Origin of the sequence: Defluviitoga tunisiensis, from assembly GCF_000953715.1 — a bacterium.
Lineage (GTDB): Bacteria > Thermotogota > Thermotogae > Petrotogales > Petrotogaceae > Defluviitoga > Defluviitoga tunisiensis.
Map to the genome: position 1 here is coordinate 132,915 of NZ_LN824141.1, position 14,771 is coordinate 147,685.

General features: G+C 30.6%; 12 protein-coding genes and 2 tRNA genes. 7 read left to right on the plus strand and 7 right to left on the minus strand.

Annotation, left to right across the window (positions count from 1 at the left end; translation table 11 throughout):
* Positions 1 to 15 precede the first annotated feature (15 nt).
* Together DTL3_RS00610 and DTL3_RS00615 are read right to left on the minus strand one after the other, a co-directional pair.
* Positions 16 to 92, minus strand: a tRNA-Met gene (locus DTL3_RS00610).
* Positions 93 to 131: 39 nt separating this feature from the next.
* A tRNA-Leu gene (locus DTL3_RS00615) sits at positions 132 to 220 on the minus strand.
* Positions 221 to 351: 131 nt separating this feature from the next.
* Between DTL3_RS00615 and DTL3_RS00620 the strand changes: the two genes are divergently transcribed.
* Complete coding sequence (locus tag DTL3_RS00620) at positions 352 to 2,814, plus strand: TolB-like translocation protein (protein WP_045087072.1); 2,463 nt, start codon at positions 352 to 354, stop codon at positions 2,812 to 2,814.
* Positions 2,815 to 2,876: 62 nt separating this feature from the next.
* Here DTL3_RS00620 and DTL3_RS00625 read toward each other — a convergent pair whose 3' ends face one another.
* Genes DTL3_RS00625 through ftsH form a run of 5 tightly spaced genes read right to left on the minus strand, consistent with a single transcriptional unit; the run spans position 2,877 to position 7,522 of the window.
* Positions 2,877 to 3,320 (minus strand): hypothetical protein, encoded by a 444-nt coding sequence (locus tag DTL3_RS00625; protein ID WP_045087073.1) that lies wholly within the window; start codon positions 3,318 to 3,320, stop codon positions 2,877 to 2,879.
* Positions 3,321 to 3,336: 16 nt separating this feature from the next.
* Entirely contained in the window at positions 3,337 to 4,020 is a 684-nt protein-coding gene (locus DTL3_RS00630) for a hypothetical protein (protein WP_045087074.1), read from the minus strand.
* 2 nt (positions 4,021 to 4,022) lie between these two features.
* The gene (locus DTL3_RS00635) at positions 4,023 to 5,306 is read right to left on the minus strand and encodes a S41 family peptidase (RefSeq protein WP_045087075.1); all 1,284 of its coding nucleotides are present in this window, start codon (positions 5,304 to 5,306) and stop codon (positions 4,023 to 4,025) included.
* A gap of 14 nt (positions 5,307 to 5,320) precedes the next feature.
* On the minus strand, positions 5,321 to 5,590 hold the full coding sequence (locus DTL3_RS00640; RefSeq protein ID WP_045087076.1) for a metal-sensitive transcriptional regulator: 270 nt from the start codon (positions 5,588 to 5,590) through the stop codon (positions 5,321 to 5,323).
* A 36-nt stretch (positions 5,591 to 5,626) separates the two neighbouring features.
* Positions 5,627 to 7,522 (minus strand): ATP-dependent zinc metalloprotease FtsH, encoded by a 1,896-nt coding sequence (ftsH, locus tag DTL3_RS00645; RefSeq protein WP_045087077.1) that lies wholly within the window; start codon positions 7,520 to 7,522, stop codon positions 5,627 to 5,629.
* Positions 7,523 to 8,216: 694 nt separating this feature from the next.
* Here ftsH and DTL3_RS00650 point away from each other — a divergent pair.
* Genes DTL3_RS00650 through DTL3_RS00675 form a run of 6 tightly spaced genes read left to right on the plus strand, consistent with a single transcriptional unit; the run spans position 8,217 to position 14,743 of the window.
* The gene (locus tag DTL3_RS00650; protein ID WP_045087078.1) at positions 8,217 to 9,218 is read left to right on the plus strand and encodes a TolC family protein; all 1,002 of its coding nucleotides are present in this window, start codon (positions 8,217 to 8,219) and stop codon (positions 9,216 to 9,218) included.
* Entirely contained in the window at positions 9,215 to 10,594 is a 1,380-nt protein-coding gene (locus tag DTL3_RS00655) for a TolC family protein (RefSeq protein ID WP_045087079.1), read from the plus strand. Before DTL3_RS00650 ends, DTL3_RS00655 begins: the two co-directional genes overlap by 4 nt.
* The gene (locus tag DTL3_RS00660; RefSeq protein WP_045087080.1) at positions 10,591 to 11,673 is read left to right on the plus strand and encodes an efflux RND transporter periplasmic adaptor subunit; all 1,083 of its coding nucleotides are present in this window, start codon (positions 10,591 to 10,593) and stop codon (positions 11,671 to 11,673) included. The genes DTL3_RS00655 and DTL3_RS00660 overlap by 4 nt, the downstream gene beginning before the upstream one ends.
* Positions 11,673 to 12,374, plus strand: coding sequence for an ABC transporter ATP-binding protein (locus DTL3_RS00665; protein WP_045087081.1), 702 nt, complete (start codon positions 11,673 to 11,675; stop codon positions 12,372 to 12,374). Before DTL3_RS00660 ends, DTL3_RS00665 begins: the two co-directional genes overlap by 1 nt.
* Positions 12,361 to 13,569 (plus strand): ABC transporter permease, encoded by a 1,209-nt coding sequence (locus tag DTL3_RS00670; RefSeq protein ID WP_045087082.1) that lies wholly within the window; start codon positions 12,361 to 12,363, stop codon positions 13,567 to 13,569. Before DTL3_RS00665 ends, DTL3_RS00670 begins: the two co-directional genes overlap by 14 nt.
* Before the next feature lie 16 nt (positions 13,570 to 13,585).
* Positions 13,586 to 14,743, plus strand: a complete 1,158-nt coding sequence (locus tag DTL3_RS00675) for a family 1 glycosylhydrolase (protein WP_045087083.1) — start codon at positions 13,586 to 13,588, stop codon at positions 14,741 to 14,743.
* Positions 14,744 to 14,771 lie beyond the last annotated feature (28 nt).

A 14,771-nucleotide genomic window follows, 5' to 3' on the forward strand; every position in this document is an offset into this window, starting at 1 on the left:
GGCTACCACATAAAATGGTAGCGGGGGTAGGATTTGAACCTACGACCTTCGGGTTATGAGCCCGACGAGCTACCAGACTGCTCCACCCCGCACCGAGTAAAAAACTAATTCATTTAAAAAGATTACTAAAGTGGTGCCGAGAGTCGGAATCGAACCGACACGGGTGTCTCCACCCAGTGGATTTTAAGTCCACAGCGTCTACCAGTTCCGCCATCTCGGCGTTATCCTGTAATAAAGTGTATCATAAAAAGAGCTTTTTGTCAAGGATTTTTTTTGAATTTTATAGCAACTTCATGTATAATTAACTAGGATTAAAAGAACTAATAATTATCATAAAGGAGAGTAAATTACATGAGTAGACCTAAATTTTTTGATAAACTATGTCTCACCACTACGTTAGTTATTTTTTTTACTATAGCTATCTTTTCTTCTCAAGTCTACACACCGCCAAAAGATCTCTATCAAATTGAGAGTCCACATTACAAGTTTGTTTTCGAAAAAGATCTGTATTATTTTTATGAAGAAATAAATGATTATGCCGAACAACTATATACCTCATATAGATTTTTTTTTGGAACGAAACCTGGTAAAATAACGGTATATATATTAGATGACGTCGATTTTACAAACTCTTTTGCTTTACCTTCCACTAATATCATCAGGCTTTACGTTAATCCACCCAAAGATTTCTTAGCACTGGGTGGAAATGTAGAAGATTGGAGTAGATTTGTTTTTTCTCATGAATTAACTCATATTTTTTACGGCAACGATGTCCGGGATCCACTTATATCTTGGATTCCTAGTCAATTAATCAAAAATACTTTAAATATAATACATCAACCAAGTTACTTACAGGAAGGATTGTCTATATATATGGAAAGTAAGCAGTTTGGAGGAAGATTCGAGGATGATCTTTTTAATATGTATCTTAAAGCAGAAATATTAAGTAATGAATTCCCTAGGTACTATTTGGGAACTGGCTCAAATGTCGAGGAATGGAGTCCAGCGGGTTTTAACTACATGTATGGAACCATTTTAGTAAGAGCAATAGCAGATAATTATGGAGAGACTACTTTAAGAGAGATTATCAATATTTTAGATAGAAAGATTCTTAGTAATATCAGCGAAGCTTTTCACTATGTAACTAACGACGATTGGGATTCTTTTTTGAATGACATTAAACAAGAGTACTTGGTCCAATATGATCTTTTATCGGATAAGGGATATAGAATCTCTTGGTTTAAAATTAATGAAACATATCGAGACACTAGTAACTTAAGAACCGACGGCAAATCAATCTACGGATACTTAGAAATGCCCGATAAACCCAATGGAATTTACAAAAACGATAAATTACTAAAAAAAGGTATAAGAGAATTTGATGTTAATGGAAAAGGAGATTTAGTATACTTAACTACCACTTACAATTACGGCTATTATACCAACAAATTGTATTATGAATGTAATTCTGGCAATTGTAAAAAACTTGTTGATGAAAGGGTTAGTACCTTTTCTTTCATAGGGAATGATCAAATAGCATATTCAAAATTACAAAATGGTTTATGTGCTATGTATTTGTATAATATAAAAACTGGCGAATCTGATAAAATTATTAATTACGGGAAGTATGTAATTAATTCAATTACATATGATAAAAGTCAACAAATTATTTATTTTTCTGCAAATTACAAAAATCAAACTGACATATATGCGTACAATTTAAATAATAATAATTTAACTCAAATAACTAATGATAATGCAAAAGAATTGCAATTGTACTTTCTCGATAATTGCCTTTATTATTCTGCCAATTATGTTGATGAAATATACAATATTTTTTGCTTTAATCTCGAAAATCAGGAAGTTAATCAACTCACTTACTATCTTATAGGTGCTTTTAATCCCATTGTGTTAAACAATGTACTTTATCATTTAGTTTATGATTATGAAGGATACCATCTGACTTATCTAGATTTAAATAATATACAAGATGAAAAATTAAACTCCATCGTTATTAATAGCGTTCCTAAAAATCTCATTGAATTTGAAAATAATGTTATAGCTTCACAATCTGAAAAAGATCTTAAAAAATTTACCTCAGAAAAATTTTATTTTCTTCCTTATCCTTACTTATCAGTTGATATAGAAGAAAATATATATTATGGAGCTGGTACTATATTTTTAAGTGATGCACTAAATTATTCTGGAATGATCCAAGTATATACTGATAATAACCAGTTTTATGCAGACCTTGGTTTGACGTTTGATTACTTCACAACAAATACTGTTGTACTAAGTCTAGCAAAAGACTATATTACCAGTTATTTTTCTATTGCAAACACTCATTTATGGCACATAAACAAGGATATTAATTCATTAGTCGAGGCAAATTTGGAACTTTCTAACTCATCAATATCATCATACGGTGTAAAAACTTATTCTTTGGTTGGACCATACAGTATAAATAGCTACAATGTCTATGACTTCGGATTAAATCTATCATATTATTCAGATACTGGATTTATAGCAGTGATTGATAAACCCTTTGTAGTATTTAACACTAAGATAACTCCATATGTAGGCTATCAAACAGATGATATCTATGTAGGCAGTAATATAGATAAAATTCTATGGAGACCTTATATTCCTTTTGAAGATGGAAAATATAGATTTGATGGAATTGTAGCAGGTGCAGATTTCCAATATAATTTTGGTGAAGAAGCATTTAGTTACTTATTATACATTCAATTTGATATTAGTGCATTTTACTGGTTAAATCTGCCTATAAGAGTAGACTCGGATATGTTTAAATAAACTTCGACAATATAATATTTTAGAACTAAAAAAACTGGGGAGTATTATAGCCCCAGTTTTTTTCAGAATAACCAATATATTAAAAACACATCAAAAACCAACCCGACAATTAGAGAAAAATAACTCTTTGTCTTAAAATCAACAAAAGTTTTAAGAATTAAACTCCAAATTAAAGCTAAATATAAACACCTTTTTCCTAAAATTCCAAATATTAGAGGAGAAACTGAAGATAAATATGAATAATAAAATGTCTTATTATCATTACCACAAAATAAAAGTCTTATTCCTGCACTAAGATAAGAAAAAAATAATATAAAAAACAATAATCTGATCTTAAACGTATTAAAATGCTCTATCAATGGATAAACAGGGTTATACAAAAAAACTGGAGATAAGATAAACAATATACTTATCAATATTGGAATAAAAAAAGAATTTTTAGATGATTCTAATATTTTATTAGGATGAAAAAGAGCGTTATAAAAATCTAAAAACATATTATTCATTTATTAAATCTCACCTTTAAAAAACATATATAGATAAATCATTAACCACATCTATACCTTCTTTGTTCAAAATGTCTATAATAGGTTGAACCGCAGCGTTTTTTAAAATCTCTGCATCTAAAATAATACCCCCATATCCATCCAAGCTATCGAGCAAAGTTTGATTAAACGAATAAGCTCTATAAATATCTTTGGTAAATACATAATATTTTGATCTAATATAAGTCAAAACATCTTCCGTCAAAGAATTTAAATCAGTCACAAAAATCTTTGGTGTCAATTCGATATATAAATTATCAGTTAAAAACTGATAATAAGGTAATTCTAATCCATAAAGTTCGTATTCACGTTTACTTTCTTTATACCTTGTTTCTGTAGAAATAATAATGTTTCTTAATTCTTCATAAGAACTCCTTGATAAAGGCTTTACAATCATCTTATTTTCATTAAGATTTAAATCGATTGATCCCACAAAAAGGGTATTTTCTATCATACTTTTTGAGATGAGCGATACATTTTTTATATCATATAACTGTTTATTGAGGTATGAAATATCATATTTGTTATTAACTACCCTCAAAGCAGGGGCTTTTTTAATTGCATAATAACTGATCTCCGAGCGACCATAAAATAAATATAGGCCTAATGACAAAGAAAAAAAAATCAGAAAAACCACCACTGTCCATCCATGGAAATTCACAATTATTTACCCCCACTAACAATGAAATCTAATGCAGTCTTTAATTGTATATCATCTTTAATATGTAAGATAGGTTTATCAGTCGTTGTATAAAGCGCTTGTTGTGCTTCTTCTTCACTTATAGAGGTTAGTGAAATAACTTCTCTAGGAGGATTTTTAACCTCAATATGAGGCGTGATTCCTTTTAAATTTATGTCTGTACCATTTGGAGTGAAATAACGCGCTATAGGTAACCAAATCTCCCCTCCGGTAGAAAGTTGAAATGGTCGTTGAACTGCAGCTTTACCATACGTTGTTTCACCAATTAATGTTGCTGCTTCGTTATCTTTAAGAGCCCCAGCTAAAATTTCAGAAGCAGAAGCAGATGCTGTGTTAACTAACAATACAAGTGGAATATTTTCTAAGAAATTATTGTAGTAACCAGGCTTGCTAGGTATAATCTCTTCAGTTCCATCATAATATCTCAAACTTACTATTTTACCAGTTTTTAAAAACATTGAACTTATATCAATAGCAGTATTTAAAAGCCCGCCTGGATTATTTCGGACATCTAAAATAACACCTTCAATTGTTTGTTTAGAAAGCTTTTCCAATGCCTCTTTCATTTCTTGAGCACTAGTCTCTGCAAAATTTGTAAGAAGTATATATCCAATCATTCTATCTTGATATTCTACAACATCATATTTCACTGTTTTTGTTTCAATTATCTCTCTAACTAGAGTTACTGTCTTTGAGTCTATCCAACCTTCTCTATATATCTCCAAAGTTACCTCTGTTCCCGGTTCTCCCCTCATTAAAGAAGCAGATTTTTGTAAACCAAGCTCAGATGTTGAAACCCCATTTATTGAAAGAATATAATCATTAGGCATAAAACCTGCTCTGTGTGCCGGGGTCCCATTCATAGGCGAAACAACAACTACAACTTTTTTTTCTGAATCGTATCTTATAGTCAATCCTAAGCCACCGTACTTTGCCTCGGTCTCTATCTTACTTTCTTCAACTTCACTTGCATCCAAATACCAAGCAAAAGGATCATCTAACCCACTAACCATACCTTCAATGGTAGACTCAAGTATTTTATCATAATCAATATTATCTTTGCCATAATAAAAATTACCAATAAAATACAAACTCCAGAAAAGTGGGTTTTGAAATTCATCAATAAAAATATCCTCAACTGCTTTGTTCTCAAAGCTACTATAAACCTCGTTTGGAAAAACCCAAGAAGTAACAAAAACAATTAAGACAATTAAAGAAGATAAAAATATTTTCTTTTTTTTGCTCACTAAAATCTCTCCTATCAGATCTCTCGAAACTTAGAGATCGTTTCTATTAAATCATCCAAAATTTTTTCATCTTTCGTTTGCTCATATTCAATTAGACAAGATTTTGTGTATTCTTTCATTATTTCTTCAGAGACTTTGTTTATAGCGCCTTTAACAGCGGATAATTGAGTTAGAATCTCACTACATCCTCTTTCACTAACTATCATATTTTGAAGACCTCTTATTTGTCCTTCAATTCTTTTTAAACGGTTTATTATATCTGTTTTGGGTTCCTTAACGCTCATCTTTACTCTCCTAAATTAATACTCTGCAAAGGTGCTTTAAGCATATGAAATTGTTAGATTCTTAACCTCTACCTCTTCATCACTCATAACAAAATCTTTCAAATCTTCTAAACTCATTTTCATCATCTTACTAAATTCTTTTCCTGAAATCTCTTCTTTATTATATAAATATATTGCAAGAAGATCCATTCGTTCTCTATTATCTGTCAATATTTTCTTTGCTTTTTCATAACTACTAAGAACATAGGTTTTAATCTCCGAATCGATTTCTTGAGCCGTTTTTTGTGAAAAATTCTTCATCCTAGTCAATTCTCTTCCTAAAAATATTTCTCCAACCTCTTCACCCCAGGCTATAGGTCCTATCTTTTCACTCATACCAAGCTGAGTAACCATTTCTCGAACAAGTTCAGTAGCTCGTTTCAAATCATTAGATGCACCAGTAGTAATTTCGTTAAATACAATTTCCTCCGCGGCTCTTCCTCCTAATAAGCTAACAACCTTGTCTCTTAACTCTGGTTCGGTAACAAGAAAACGATCTTCTGTAGGTAATTGCATAGTGTAACCTAAAGCTGCCTGTCCTCGCGGAACAATAGTAATTTTATGAACCGGATAAGAGTAAGGTAAAAGGTAACCTAAAATAGCGTGACCTAATTCATGATAAGTTACTACCTTTCTTTCTTTCTCACTAATTCTTCGTGATTTCCTAGCTGGTCCAACGATAATCCTTTCAACAGCCTCTTGAAAATCCTCGTTAGTTATATAATCTCTATTTTCCCTTGCAGCAAGTAAAGCGGCTTCATTTACCATATTCTCTATATCAGCACCAACAAATCCAGGGGTACTTCTAGCTAAACTTTTAACATCAATATCTGGCGCTATTCTTTTACCTCTAAGGTGAACTTTAATAATTTCCTCTCTAGCCTTCAAATCTGGAACATCTAGATATATTTTCTTATCAAATCGTCCAGGTCTCAGTAAAGCCTTATCAAGAACATCTGGCCTATTTGTTGCAGCCATAACCACTATGCCCTCTCTAGGATCAAATCCATCCATCTCAACAAGAAGGGCATTTAACGTTTGTTCTCTTTCATCATGACCGCCACCAAGACCTGCACCTCTTTGCCTACCAACTGCATCTAATTCATCTATAAAAACAATAGCGGGGCTATTAGCTCTAGCCTCTCTAAATAAATCTCTAACTCGCGCAGCTCCAACTCCAACAAATAATTCCACAAAGTCGGATCCAGACATAAAATAAAAAGGAACATTGGCTTCCCCGGCAACTGCCCTTGCAACTAAGGTCTTACCTGTACCAGGAGGTCCAGCAAGTAAAATACCCTTTGGAATTCTTGCTCCTAATGAACTAAAACCTTTTGGATCTTTCAAAAAATTAACAATATCCATAAGTTCATCCTTTATTTCATCAATCCCTGCAACATCTTTGAAGGTTATCTTGGCTTTCTTAGCATCGTATTTTCTTGCAGGACTTTTTCGATAATTACCTCCAGGGATTCCACCTTCTCCTCCTGTAGTTTTTTTAAGCATAGAAAACCAAAAAAACATTAATATTATAGTCGGCAAAGCGTACACAAGAATTGTAAGCCACCAACTACCTGCTCCACTTTTGGTGTATTCTATCTTAATGCCATCATTTGCTAAAGCTCTTACAAAGGTCTGGTCAAACACTAAGGTAGGAGCATAACATTGAAATAATTGTCCGTTCTTTGCTTTTACTTGCACTAACCCACTAATATCAATCTGGATGCTTATTATTAAATCATTATTTATTAAGTTTACAAGATCTGTGTAATTAATTTCAATAATATTTGTACGATTTAATTGCGAAATACTGACAAAGATTAAGATTCCTAAAAAAAGATATATCAATAAAGGTCCTAAAAAAGAACCAGTTCTTTGATTATTATTAGCCATGAAAACCTCCTCTTTTTCTTTCGTTAAGATAAAAAACAGTTTCATCTTTAAGCTTAGATCTAAAGACATTTCACCTAACTCTTTACAAATTATTATATCACAAAAATCAATGAATTGTAAATTGCTTATTTTTTCATAATTGTGAATTTAACAGTATGTATAAAAAATTGATGTAACTTATAATTGACTTAATAAAAATTTAATAAATTTTAACTAGAATTGGGATGTTAGAATTAATTTTCTTTCTTCTTCTTAATAGCAATTAAATTTCTCAAGAAAATGTTTTTACGCCACACTTTGTGATTTATATCTTTTGATATAATTAAAAATATTATAAAATAACCTATTTATTAATAGATGCATTTCAATTCCAAGAAGGTTTTATAGTTAATTTATTGAATAAATTTAATATTTTTTATAAATAAGAATAGTTTTTAAGATTTGTTTAAGAAAATAACGATATAAATATACTTAGTTACTTTGAATATTGATGATTATAAGAAGTTTTATTAGTTCTAGTGAAAAGCCTCGCCCTAAGAGATTATTTCATGTTCATATGTTAAAAGATACATCAATAATTCGGAATTATAGTATTGAGATCTTCTTGATTAGTTCATATTTAAACACTAAAATTAATATTTGAGTTTTAGAATTTCTGAAGACAGTAAAATTTAAAATAGAGGGAGGAAATAAAATGAAAAAAAGTGTATTATTAGTCTTATCTATATTAATGGTGGTGGCTTCTTTCTCAATTGGTTTGGTAGATGTGTTTGAAACCTCAAAAGAAAAAAGTAACATCTACAAAATGGCACAAATAGATTTAGAAAAAACTTTACTTGATTATGATAAAGCAATGATTGAAGCAATAAATAAGAAAGCAGAATTAGCTGGAGAACTTGCATATCAACAAGGGTTAATGAATTATAACAGTTCAATAAAAGAATACTATTCGGACATATTGGACAGAATTTTTAATCTTTATCTTCAAGAAATTAATGTAAATGTTGCAAACTTACAGTTAAAAAGTGCTCAAATAACTTATGATAACAACTCAGAATTGTTTAATAGAGGATTAATATCCTCAGACGACTTAAAAAGTTCTGAGCTCACAGTCAAAGATGCGGAAAATAATCTCAAAAACGCAAATATTAATTTAGAAACAGCACAAGATAACTTAAGTAAGATATATGAAGGAAATATAAAAGAAATCACTATAAATATACCTGCTTTAGAAGGATTTTTCGTCTCTGATGATGAATATCTAAACAATAGCTATGCATTAAAATTATCCAAATTAAACGTTGAACTCTCAGAATACGATTTGAACAATCTGCCTTCTAATGCTTCAAGTTACAACAAAAAAATTACAGAAGCAACTCATCAAAAAAATCTTTTAACTCTTGAAGATACTCGTGAAAAACTAGTTGACGCTCATAAATTAACAAAAAATTCTCTTGAAATTCTTTACAGAACTCTTCAAAACTTAAAAGAAAGAGTTGATCTATCTCAAAACACTTTCAATGATACGAAAAACAGATTTGATAAAGGACTCGTATCTGAACTAGAACTTATTTCTTCAAATATAGAGTATTTAAACGCACAAAAAAATTATTATGATAGTTTAAAGAATTACTTAGAGACATATATAAACTATGTTGTTGATACAGGAAGGAGCCTCAAGGAGGTAGGATTGTGAAAAAAAAACTAATACTCATTCTTGGCTTGCTTTTAACGGTTTTGAGTATATTTGGAATAAGTTTTGAAGAATTGTACAGACAAAACTTGAACAAAAGTTCTACTTATGTTCAGGCTGAAATGAACTTAAAAAACGCGGAATTAGAGATGAAACAAATAGATCAATTCTTTGTACCTTATCTACAAATTTCTTTGAATACTATACTCAAAGCAGAAATTACGACTCCCGAAAGTGAAACTGAAGTAGGAGGTTTTATATTTAACTCAAGTGGAAATATGATAGGTTATAGTTTCTCACTAAATACGAATTTTGCAGAAGTTTTTGGAACAAGTATAGGACTTTCATTTCCCTTTAAAATATATTTTGATGATGATAAAAGTGGGTTTTACGGTCCTTGGAGCACAGTGGAAGAAAAGCTTTATGAACAAATCGCAATTGTTGCTTCTCGTGATTTAAAAAAAGTAGATAAGGCTGAGAGATTAAGTACTGAATCAAAATATTATTCTGCTTTATCAAGTTATTATCTAGCACAAACCAACGAATTTATAAATACAGTCGAAGACATATTTAATAGGTACTACAATGAAAAGGTTATAGAACTTTCTCAAAAACAAATAAACATTTTGCAAAATCAATATAACACTGCTACAGAAGAGAAGGCAAAGGAAGAAATTGAAAAACAAATATTAACAGCACAAAAAAGCCTTGAAAGCTTAAAGGCAAACAATGTTTCATTGGAATATTTTGATTTTTCAGAAAATCTATATAATGAAACCAAAAATATAATAGATAATATAATTTCTCAAAACACATATGTATCAAAAGATATAACTGAAAGACTAGATTTAAAAGCTTTAATCCTAAATGAAGAAGCATCCAACATCCAAAAAAAGTTTTGGTTTTTACCATATCTACCTTTTTCAAAATTAACACTTAGTGTGCAACCTTTTACCATTGATGAAGAGGATAAATGGAAACCAACGTGGAGTATAGGTTTGGATTTTCAGCTGACAATTTTTGATAAAGGCGAGAGAAAGCTCGCATCTGACAATATGAAATCAAACTTAGCCAATCTAACCTATGAAGAAAGTGTCAAAAAAATAGAAGAAACAATTAGAGGTCTTGAAACAAAAAGAAAAACTTTGAGTTACGACATTAATATAGCCTATATTGATTTAAAAAACGCACAAGAAGATTATGAAAAAAACATAGATCTTTATAAAAAGGGATTCATAACACAAGATGACTTAAGTTTATCTGAGATAGCTCTACAAATGAATAAATTAAATTTAGAAAATACTGAAAATAGCATAAGAATAAATGAACTTAGATTAATGCAACAGTATTATGTAAATCTATGGGGTGATAATAATTGAAAAAGAGAACTAAAATAACTATTTGGACAATTGTAATAATTGCTATTGTAATTATTGGTTCTTTTATACTTTTATCTAGGAACAAATCTAAAATAAGTTCAGACACAGGTCTATCATCTTCAATATACCTAAAATACCAGGTAAAAACTGATATAGGAGATTCAATTGAAGTAGTAGGAACCGTTCAAGCGTCAACAAAATCTGTAATGCCTAAGGTTTCTGGAGAAATCAAAGAAATTTATGTTGAGAAGGGAGACCATGTTGAAGCTGGTCAATTGCTTGCTAAAATAGATGATCTACAGTATCAAGTTCAATACTTAAACGCTTTGAATGATTATGAGTCTTCATCCAATTTAGGCGAAAGAATGAAACAAGTGAAAAAGCTTCAGTTAGATTTAGCTGAAAAAAATTTAGGATACACGAATATTACAGCTCCGGTATCAGGCGTAATTAGCGAGGTAAATGTTACAGAAAAGGATGTTATAGGCACAACTGCAGCAGCTTTTACAATAGTTGAAGATAACAATCTTAAGGTAAAAGTTGCTATAGATGAAATTGATATACCTTTGATAAAAGAGGGAATGGAGGCAACAATAGTTTTTGACTCGTTAAACTTAAATTTACCCGGAAGAATAAGTTGGATTAGCCCAACTGCAACAACTGATATGGGTATTGTGGTTATCCCAATAGAAATAGAATTCGAAGAAGAAGATGTTAATCAATATCCTATCATTTCAGGAATGACTGCAGATGTAGAAATAGTCACACTTAAATTAGAAGACACAGTGGCTGTACCTAAAGATGCAATTCAAATAGGGCCTGATGGTTCAAAAATGGTTTATAAAATGACTCAGGAAGGCGGAATGGAACCAGTCCAGGTTCAAACTGGTAGAGAAACAGATAAAATGGTTGAAATAACCTCAGGTTTAAGCAAAGAAGATGTAGTTTTAATAATTCCATCCTCTCAAGAGGCTGATAGATTGATGCAACAATACGGATTAACTATTAGTATTCCTTCAATAACCCCAACAACACCCAGCAGAGTTCCACCCACAGGTGGAGGAAGAGGTGGATTTTAATGCCGGGAACTGTTTTAGAATTGAGAGATGTTTGGAAAGTCTATGAGATGGGGGAAGTGAAAGTTGAAGCCCTTAAAGGTATTTCTTTCAATCTTGAAGAAGGAGAATATACTATAATAATCGGACCTTCAGGAAGTGGTAAATCTACTTTACTTCAAATTTTGGGTTGTTTAGATCTACCTACAAAGGGAAAGGTTATTATTGAAGGAATTGAAGTTTCAAGAATGAAAGGTTCACAACTTGCAAAAATTAGAAATCAAAAAATAGGTTTTATATTTCAAAGTTTCAACCTTTTACCTAAGTATACAGCTTTAGAAAATGTTGAGCTACCTATGCTTTATGCGGGAGTTCCTGCTAAAAAAAGAAGAGAAAGAGCTAAAGAACTTCTTGAAATGGTTGGACTAGGCAATAGACTGGATCATAAACCTACACAATTATCTGGTGGCCAGCAACAAAGAGTTGCTATAGCAAGAGCGCTAGCAAATGATCCTGCGATTATTTTGGCAGATGAACCTACCGGTAACCTAGATACAAAAAGCGGAGAAGAAGTCTTTAGAATATTCGAAGAATTAAATGAAAAAGGGGTAACTTTAGCTATTGTTACCCATGATATGAGATGGTTAGACAGAGGAAGTAAGATTATCAAGCTACTTGATGGAAAGATCGAAGAAATAGAGGTGAAAGCCGTTGGAAATACTTAAAGAAACATTTAGATCTTTACTCGATAATAAGCTGAGAACCTTCCTGTCTATGTTGGGAATAATTATCGGCGTAGCAGCTGTAATGGCAATCGTTGCAATCGGCGATGGAGCAAGAGAAGAAATCAATAAAACTGTTTCTTCTTTAGGTTCTAACATCATAATGGTTACCTCCTCTGTTTATTCGAGATTTGCTTCACAACCTCTAGAGTTTGATGATGCTATAAATATTACAGCCATGGTTCCTGGAGCTAAAAGCGCTACCGGATTGCTAAGTTCTAGTCTCACAGTTGAGAGTAAGGGAGAAAACACTACTGCAAGCGTTTTTGGTGTTTTACCTGATTTTTTTGAAATAATGAATTTAGATATAGCATATGGAAGAGCTATTAACGATAATGACTTGGAAGAGCTTAGTAGCATAGCAGTAATCGGTTATAACATCGCTGATAAACTTTTTGGAAGACAAGATGTCGTTGGAGAACGCTTTAATATCATACAAACTGGCTCAAAAGGAAGCCGAAAAATTACATTTGAGATTGTTGGCGTACTTAAAAAAACAGGTAGTAGATTATTATTTAATGTAGATGACTTGGTCGTTCTTCCATATAATATAGCAGATTATAGACTTTTTCACACTAAGGGTAGAACTAACCAAATATTGGTATCTGCAGTTGATGAAAAAAGTGCGCAACTTGCCACAATGGGTATAGATTTTTATCTGTACAGAAAATTCCAAGATACAAACAAATATACTATATTAAGTCAGGAAGCCATTTTGGATGCCGTTAATCAAATTACAGGTATTTTTAATGTAATTCTTGTTGGTATAGCATCTATTTCATTAGTAGTAGGTGGAATAGGAATAATGAACATTATGCTTGTAACAGTTAAAGAAAGAACTAGAGAAATAGGAATAAAAATGGCTATTGGCGCAAGTAGAAAAAGAATCCTTCTAGAATTTTTATTAGAAAGTATAATTTTAACAGTAATAGCTGGTATAATAGGAATGATTCTTGGTGTATTTTTATCAAGCCTAATTGCATATTTTGGAAAAGCTTTTGGCTTATCGGCTGTTTTTACAATAAAATCTATACTTTTATCTTTTGGTGTTTCTGCTGCAATAGGTCTGTTTTTCGGAATATACCCAGCAAATCAAGCATCTAAGTTAAGTCCTGTAGAAGCCCTAAGACACGAATAAAGAAGGTGTATCTATAATGGAAGACATAATTTTCCCAAAATTATTTTTGTGGGGGGCAAATAGCCCTCCCTTCTCTCATTCTTTTTTTAATCCTGAAAATGATGTCACTGAGTTCAAAAAAAATATTTCAAATAAAATTGATTTAATCAATTCTCTAAATGTTAATTCATTTAGGTTTGCATTGAATTGGAACGATCTCATTAATGATTCTTCAAGATCAATAAAAAAATATAATTACTTTATAGATCTATTAATTCAAAATAATTTAGAACCCATTATTAATATCTTTGATTTCGATTTTTTTCAAATAAAATTCAATGATGATAATTTTCTTTCTTTTATTTTAGATATATGTAAAAAAATGTTCTATGATTTTGGAAATAAAATTCAGTTTTATTCAGTCTTAAACAATCCTATGAAATTTTTGAAGGTCACTTACCTTTATAATAATATCTCTGATTTTTCAACTTTGTCTAACTTATTTGAAAGAGTTATTCAATTTTATGAAAAAGTTTATAATATCATTAAATTATCAAATTCTTTGGCAAAAGTCTCTATTTCTGAAGATTTATATTTTAATTTAAATGAAACTTTTTCCTTTAATCAAGGTAAAACCAAAATAAAAAGCAATGAATTCTATTTTTCTATGTTTGATTCTTTAATTAATGGAAAAAGTCCATTTTTTATACTAGAAGACAATATCCACTATGACATTGATTTTATTGGATTAAACTTCAATGAATTTGCTTATTTCCCTTCTGATGAATATGCTGGTTTGTTGACTGGATTCAAAACAGATTCAAATAAAGAATACGATAAGCAAAGTTACACTCATTTTAAAGATATATTAGAAAGATGTTCAGAAGATTATGATATTCCAATACTAATTACAGAAAATTCAATTGGTGAAGATTTGAACACTTTGAAAATTAACTCTTTAATAGACAATATTTATCAAGTTAACGATAGCATATCTAAGAAAAACTGTAAAATTTTTGGTTATATCTACAATTCTTTAACAGACTTCAAGGTGAATAATCATTCTATAAAAAATGGATTATATGAAATTAATTTTAAATATAATGATTACATCCCTAGAAATTTTGCTAAGATTTATTCTAATATAGCAAAAACTAACTCGATTACAGAAAACTATCTGAAATTCATTAATTAATCATTTAGTTGTTTTATAAATTCAATTT